The sequence below is a fragment of the Actinomadura montaniterrae genome (assembly GCF_008923365.1).
In the GTDB taxonomy this organism is placed as follows: Bacteria; Actinomycetota; Actinomycetes; order Streptosporangiales; family Streptosporangiaceae; genus Spirillospora; species Spirillospora montaniterrae.
This window is the reverse complement of record NZ_WBMR01000114.1, coordinates 23,070-29,944: the sequence shown is the minus strand read 5'-3', so window position 1 is coordinate 29,944 and position 6,875 is coordinate 23,070. Positions and strand designations below refer to the sequence as shown.

5 protein-coding genes are annotated in these 6,875 nt (G+C 74.0%); 3 read left to right on the top strand and 2 right to left on the bottom strand.

Annotated elements, in window-relative coordinates:
* Both F9B16_RS30810 and F9B16_RS30805 read right to left on the bottom strand, forming a co-directional pair.
* The coding region (locus F9B16_RS30810) for an ATP-binding protein (protein ID WP_192809074.1) at window positions 1–2,632 on the bottom strand (2,632 nt) is incomplete at its 3' end.
* Entirely contained in the window at window positions 2,629–3,267 is a 639-nt protein-coding gene (locus tag F9B16_RS30805; protein ID WP_151543725.1) for an FMN-binding negative transcriptional regulator, read from the bottom strand. The genes F9B16_RS30805 and F9B16_RS30810, both read right to left, overlap by 4 nt.
* Before the next feature lie 51 nt (window positions 3,268–3,318).
* Here F9B16_RS30805 and F9B16_RS30800 point away from each other — a divergent pair, with 51 nt between their 5' ends.
* The 3 genes from F9B16_RS30800 (at window position 3,319) to F9B16_RS30790 (ending at window position 6,794) form a co-directional block, all read left to right on the top strand.
* A complete protein-coding gene (locus F9B16_RS30800; protein WP_151543724.1) occupies window positions 3,319–4,275 on the top strand; it encodes a DNA polymerase domain-containing protein in 957 nt (318 codons plus the stop codon).
* A gap of 123 nt (window positions 4,276–4,398) precedes the next feature.
* The gene (locus F9B16_RS30795; protein WP_151543730.1) at window positions 4,399–5,562 is read left to right on the top strand and encodes a cytochrome ubiquinol oxidase subunit I; all 1,164 of its coding nucleotides are present in this window, start codon (window positions 4,399–4,401) and stop codon (window positions 5,560–5,562) included.
* A gap of 203 nt (window positions 5,563–5,765) precedes the next feature.
* Entirely contained in the window at window positions 5,766–6,794 is a 1,029-nt protein-coding gene (locus tag F9B16_RS30790; protein ID WP_151543723.1) for a hypothetical protein, read from the top strand.
* Window positions 6,795–6,875: the final 81 nt, after the last annotated feature.

The window sequence follows — 6,875 nt, the reverse complement described above, 5'->3', positions numbered from 1 at the left end:
CCCGCAGCGGGCCGGCGCGCAGGCCGTCCGCCAGGCCGGCGGCCCGCCGCAGCACCACGCCCGCACGGTCCCGGTCCCCCGAGGCGAGCGCCGCCTCACCGGCCCCGACCAGCGCGGACGCCGTCTCGTACGGCTGGTGCAGCGCGTCCCACGCCGCGGCCGCCGCGTCCCACGCCGCCTGGTCCAGGACGCCTTCGGCGCGCGCGGCCTCCGCCACGAACGTCAGCCGGTGCGCCTCCTGCACTGGCCCGTAGACGCGCAGCCCCTCCACGCGCGCCCGCACCTTCGCCAGCGCGTCGGTGTCTCCGAGCTCCGCGCAGGCGGTGGCCGCGACCACGAGCCCCGGCAGAGCGTACCGGGAGTCGTCGGGCAGGCCGACGTCGGTGAGGATCGGGTCCAGCGCGTCGAGCGCCTCGGCCGGGCGGCCCCTCGCGAGCGCGGTCAGCGCGCTCAGCCGGCACACCGGGAACAGGTTCTGCGCACGCCGGGCCGCGCCGCGCGCGATCAGGCCGGGCGTCTCCGCCGCGTGCCGCTCGGCGCCGTCGAGGTCCCCGCGGGCGAGCGCCACCGCCCCCGCCAGGTTGTGCAGCCCCGCCCGGATGACGCCCGCCGACATCCGCGGCAGCGTCCGCCCGATCACGCCGAGCGCCTCGTCCCACCGGCCGAGCGACACCATCGGCTCCGCCGCGTTGACCGACAGGTGCGCGCCCGCCGACCGCGCCAGCCCGTACTCCTCCGCCCGGGCGATGCCCGCGGCGGCCACCTCGGCGGCCTCCGCGTGCCGCCCGTACATCTCCAGCACGTCGGAGTGGTTGGTGAACGCGCGCAGCAGCGGCTCGAACGCCCGGACCTCGGAGGCCCGCTCGGCGACCCGCTCGATCCGGGCGAAGAACGCCTCCGGATCGTCGTCGTGGAACAGGTCGAGCCACGCCACGTTCAGCTCGATGGACAGCTCCACCTCGGTGTCCCCGACCGCCCGCGCGACCTCCAGCGCCTCACGCGCCGCCGCGTCCGCCTCCGGCCGGGTGCCGTGCAGGCCGACGATCTTCGTGGCGAGGGTCGCGAGCACCCGCGCCCGCTCGGCCGACGGCGGATCGGCCGGCACCAGCCGGGCGGCCTCGCGCAGGTCCGCCGGGGCCCTGTCGCTGCCCGACCGCAGCCGCATCATGCCGCGCAGTTCGTACAGCCGCGCCGCGCGCATCGGGTCGCCGGCCGCCTCCTCGTGCCGCAGCGCCTCCGACGCCAGCCTGATCCCGACGTCCGGCTCGCCCGCGAGGTCGGCCAGCGTGACCGCCTCCTCCATCACCTGGACGTGCGGGACGCCGACGCGCTCCGCCGCGTCCGGCACCCGGTCCCACAGCCCGAGCACCCGCGACGCCATGCGCAGCGCCTCGGCGTACGCGAGCGCCCGCCGCGTCTCCCCGACGGCCCGCCACGCCGCGGTCAGCGCCCGGACGACGTCGTGCGCGGCGTGCCAGTGGTGGGCCAGCGTCACCGCCCGCGCCCGGTCCGGCATCAGCTCCGGACGCTCCTCCAGCACCCGCGCGTACCGGACGTGCAGCCGCGTCCGCTCCCCGGGCAGCAGGTCGTCGTGCACCGCCTCGCGGATCAGCGCGTGCCGGAACGCGTACCCGTCGCCGTCCACGACCAGCACGTTGGCCGCCACGGCGGGCCGCAGCCCCCGGGTCAGCTCCCGCTCGTCCAGCCCGGCGACCGCCGCGAGCAGCTCGTGCTCGATCCGCGCGCCGCCGCCCGCCGCCACCCGCAGGATCTCCTGGGTGTCCTCCGGCAGCCGCTGGACGGCGCCGAGCAGCAGGTCGCGCAGCGACTCCGGCAGGTCCCGGCCCGCGCCCGAGCCGACCAGCGCCTCGACGAACAGCGGGTTGCCCTCGCTGCGCTCGAACACGTCCGCGAGCGTGCCGGCCGGCGGGTCGGTGCCGAGGATGCCGCGCACCAGCGCGCCGACGTCGTCCCGGCCGAGCCGCCCGACCTCGACGCGGGCGACGTGCTCGACGCGCTCCAGCTCGGTGAGCACCGGGCGCAGCGGATGCGCGCGGTGCAGCTCGTCGGTCCGGTACGTGACGACGATCAGCAGCGCGTCCCCGGCGCCGAGGTTGCGGACGAGGAACGTCAGCAGGTCGCGGGTCGAGGTGTCCGCCCAGTGCGCGTCCTCGACGACCAGCACCACCGGGCCGGCCGCGGCGAGCCGCTCCAGCAGCGTCAGCACCAGCTCGAACAGCCGCGCCCGCGACTCCCCGGTGAAGGCGCCCGCGTCGGCGTCGCCGAAGTCGGGCAGCAGCCGGCCGAGGCCGTCGCCCGCGCCCGCGGGCAGCAGGCCGCGCACCCCGTCCACGCCGACGTCGCGGACGAGCCCGCGCAGCGCCGCGGTGAACGGCGCGAACGGCAGGCCCTCGGTGCCGAGCTCCAGGCAGCCGCCGACGAGCACCCGCGCGCCCTCGGCGCGGGCGCGCGCGCCGAAGTCGCCGACCAGCCGGGTCTTGCCCACCCCGGCCTCGCCGCCGAGCAGCACCGCCGACGGCGTCCCGTCGCGGGCGGCGCGGAACGCGGCGTCGAGCGCGGCGGACTCCCGCTCGCGGCCGACGAGGACCGGGCTGACCGTGCGGGCGTTCACCGTCCCGGCGCGTCCGGTCTCGCCGCCGCGCGCACCGCCTCCGCCATGACCGGGTCGCCTTCCGCGAGGTATCCGGCGGCGACGCCGTCCCGGTCGGCGGCCGGCCGGTTCTGGCTCAGCTTCGCCTTCGCCTCGATCCGGGTGATGACGAGCTCCAGGCCGACGATCGCGCGCAGCTGCCCGGCGATGAACGCCGGCGGCGCGTCGTCCACCGACCAGGGCTCCGGACGGCCCGCCTCGTGCTTGCCGGTGAGCCGCCGCACCAGCGACTCCAGCCACGCCGGGTCGTCGTGGACGACGAGCCGCCCGTAGACGTGCGCGGTGAGGTAGTTCCATGTCGGCACGACCCGCCCGTGCTCGGCCTTGGAGGCGTACCACGACGGCGTCACGTACGCGCCGGGACCGTGCACGATGAACAGCGACTCGCCCTGCGCGGGCACGTTCCACTGGTCGTTGTTGCGGGCGACGTGCGCGAGCAGCGCGCCGTGCTCGCCGGCGTCCGGGTCGTACAGGACGGGCAGGAACGTCGCGAGGAGGCCGCGCGGCGTGCTCGTGACCAGGTCGGCCGCGCCGCAGCCGTCGAGGAGCGCGCGGACCTCCGCGTCACCGGCCGAGAAATGTGCGGGTATGTACACGCCCCGACGCTACCCGACCGGCCTGTCGGAGGCGCGTGCGAAGGTGGGGGAGTGAGCACCGAAGAGGAGCGCGACGGGGTCCGGCTGACCAACCTCGACCAGCCGCTGTTCGACGGCGCCGAGGCGACCAAGCGCGACCTGGTCGACTACCTCGACGCCGTCGCCGGGCGGCTCGTCCCGCGGCTGGCGGGCCGCCCGCTGTCGGTCATCCGCGTGCTGCGCGGCCAGAAGCCGTTCATGCAGAAGAACCTCCCCAAGTACACGCCGCCGTGGGTGCGGCGCGTGACCGTGTGGGCCGAGACGTCCCAGCGGGAGGTGTCCTACGCCCTCTGCGACGACCGCCGGACGCTGCTGTGGTTCGCCAACCAGCGCGCGGTCGAATACCACCCGCCCCTCGCCCTCGCCGCAGACCCCGCCCACCCCACCCACCTGGTGATGGACATCGACCCGCCGGAGGGCGGCCCGTTCTCCGCCGCCGTCGCCGCCGCGCACCTGGTGCGGCGCGCGCTGGGCGACTGCGGGCTCGACGGCGCGGTGAAGACCAGCGGGTCCAAGGGCGTGCACGTGTTCGTCCCGCTCGACGGCCGCACCGCCGCCGACGACGCCGCGGCGGCGACCCGCGCGCTCGCCGCCCGCGCCGAACGGCTCGACCCGTCCCTCGCCACCACGGCGTTCATCCGCGACGACCGCGCCGGCAAGGTGTTCCTCGACTCGACCAGGGCGGGCGGCGCGACCGTCGCCGCCGCCTACAGCCCGCGCATCAGGCCCGGCACGCCGGTATCGTTCCCCGTCCCGTGGGACGAGCTCGACGCCGCCGACCCGCGCGCCTTCACCGTCCGGACGGCGGCCCGGCTGCTCGCCGACCGCGACCCGTGGGCCGAGCTGATGCCCGCCGCGCGCCCCCTGCCCGCCGACCTCGTCGCGGAGGGCCACACCATCCCCATCGCCCGCGTCCAGGCCATGCACGAGGGCAAGCGCCGCGCCCGCGCCCGCCGCGAGCAGGGCTGACACCCGGAATGGTCAACGGCCGTTCATGATCGTCCCGGCCGCCGCGTCGCGGCGCGGCGCCCGGGTACGACCCCGCCGGACACCCGCGCGAACGGCATCCGGGGGGAGCGGCACGTGACCGTGATGGGGCAGCTGGCGGCCGGCGCCACCCCGGGCGACCTGGTGGCCGCGCGGACCCAGATGGCCGTCTCGCTCGGCTGGCACATCGTGCTCGCCTGCCTCGGCGTCGGCATGCCCGCGATCACCCTGATCGCCGAGTGGCGCGGCCACCGCACCGGCGACGCGAACTACCGGCTGCTCGCGCGCCGCTGGGGCCGCGCGATGGGCGTGCTGTTCGCCGTCGGCGCCGTGTCCGGGACGATCCTGTCGTTCGAGATGGGCCTGCTGTGGCCCGGCATGATAGGCGTGTACGGGCAGGTCATCGGGCTGCCGTTCACGCTGGAGGGCATCGCGTTCTTCATCGAGGCGATCTTCCTCGGGCTGTACCTGTACGCGTGGGACCGGCTGAGCCCGGTCAAGCACCTGCTGTCCGGCGTGCCGATCGTCGTCGCCGGCGTGCTGAGCGCGTTCTTCGTGGTGACCGCGAACGCGTGGATGCAGGCGCCCGTCGGGTTCCGGGCGGTGAACGGCCGCATCGTGGAGGTGCATCCCTGGCGGGCCATGTTCAACCCGTCGTTCCCGTCCCAGACCGTCCACATGATCCTCGCCGCGTTCATGGTCGCCGGGTTCGGGATCGCGTCGGTGTACGCGGTGGCGATGCTGCGCGGGCGCCGCGACCGCTACCACCGGCTCGGCCTGCTGCTGCCGTTCACCGTCGCCGCCGTCGTCGCGCTGCCGCAGGTCGTCGTGGGCGACTGGGCGGCCCGGTTCGTCGCCGACCACCAGCCGATCAAGCTCGCCGCGATGGAGGGCGTGTTCGACAGCGCGCGCGGCGTCCCGCTGCACATCGCCGGAGTCGCGATCGACGGCAGGCTGCGTTACGCGCTCGGGATCCCGGACGGGTTGTCGCTGCTGGCGCACGCCGACCCGGACGCGGAGATCATCGGGCTGAACACGGTGCCGCCCGCCGACCGCCCGCCGGTGAACATCGTGCACTGGGGCTTCCAGGTGATGGTCGGCCTCGGGCTGGCGATGCTGCTGCTGGCGCTCTGGCTCGGCGCGTCCTGGTGGCGCCGACGCGACATGCCCCGCACCCGGTGGTTCCTGCTCGCCACCTCGGTGTCCGGCCTCGCCGCCGTCGGCGCGCTCGAAGCGGGATGGGCGGTCACTGAGGTGCGACGACGCTAGAAGCCCTTACGGTCATACCACCCCGGACCTGGTCAAACGCTCCGCAGATCTGTGGAACGTCCCACCTCCGCTACCAGCCGGGCGTACGTTGGGGCCACACGAGCGGCGGGAATCGGTCTGGATCTAGCCGGATTGTAAGCGCCGAATTACACTCGGTAGCGTCAACAAGCCGTTCGGGGGCAGACCGGAAAGAGGGCCGGAAAGTGGACATCTTCCCGCGCAGTGACGACCCTGGAACCATGGAAGATCGGAGAGCCGTCCTGAAGAAGGCGTTGCGGCTGGCGGGTCTCGCCGCAGCTACGCCGTTCCTCGGGGCCGCAGCACCGTACGTCCGACTCCCCGGAGAGCAGGGGAACACCGACGACGAACGCACGCGATTCGCCTACGAAATCGCAGCGATCCGCGCGCACCTCCTCGTCCAACCCGCCATCCAGAACCAGCCCGCGCTTCTCGCCCTCTGGGCGAATCTCAACCAATTCCAGCGAACCGCAAACGTCAACGTATTCGACCTCCGGGCGTGGACCGCAATCTTCGGATCGGTCAACGCGGTAACGCTTCTCGACCAGCAGAGCGCGGCGGCTTGGCTTACACAGGCCCACACGTACGCGCGTCTCGCCGGAGACCCGAATCTCATCTCACTCGCCCACAGCAAATCTGCGAACGCGGGGATGTATTTCGACATCGACCCGAAATACCTTCTCACAGACGCCACTCTCGCGATCAAGTACGGCACTACGCCGGAGCGTCAGGGAATGGGGCACGCGATGATGGCGCGCGCCGCCGCTCTCGCCGGTCAGGCAGGAGTCGCCATCCAGGCCGGAGACAAAGCCGTCGAATTGGCAGAGACCGGTCCGCCCGAGTCGCCGGTCACGGACGGCTGGACCGCCAATCAGGCCCATATGACGGTCGCCCGTTCGCTCTCCAGCTTCGAGCGGCTTCACGGTCTGGTCGAAGAACACACGACGGAAGCGCTCAGGACCAATACGGGCGCCGGTTCCCTTTGGAGGGCGCAGCCCCTTCTCACGGTCGCGGAGGCCCGAACGCGGTCCGGCGCAATCGACGGAGCGGCGGAGAACATTCTCACCGTAATCACCGAAATGGAGTCGCCGATCCAGTTCCAGCCGTCCATCGCTAAACGCGTCGAAGAGATCGTCAAACTCGCAGAGGACAAGCACCCGAACACCGACGCTATGCGGGCCGTCCGGGCTCGACTCGCGGCGATGTCCGTCTAGCCGCCACGGAGCTGGCCCGTACGGGCCGGAGACGGCCGAGGACACACCCTAGGTGCCCCCGACCGCCGAGCACAGCTTAGA

Coding starts and splice junctions, on each gene's coding strand:
- F9B16_RS30795 (WP_151543730.1), top strand. CDS start 4,399: ATGGGGCAGCTGGCGGCCGGCGCCACCCCGGGCGACCTGGTGGCCGCG.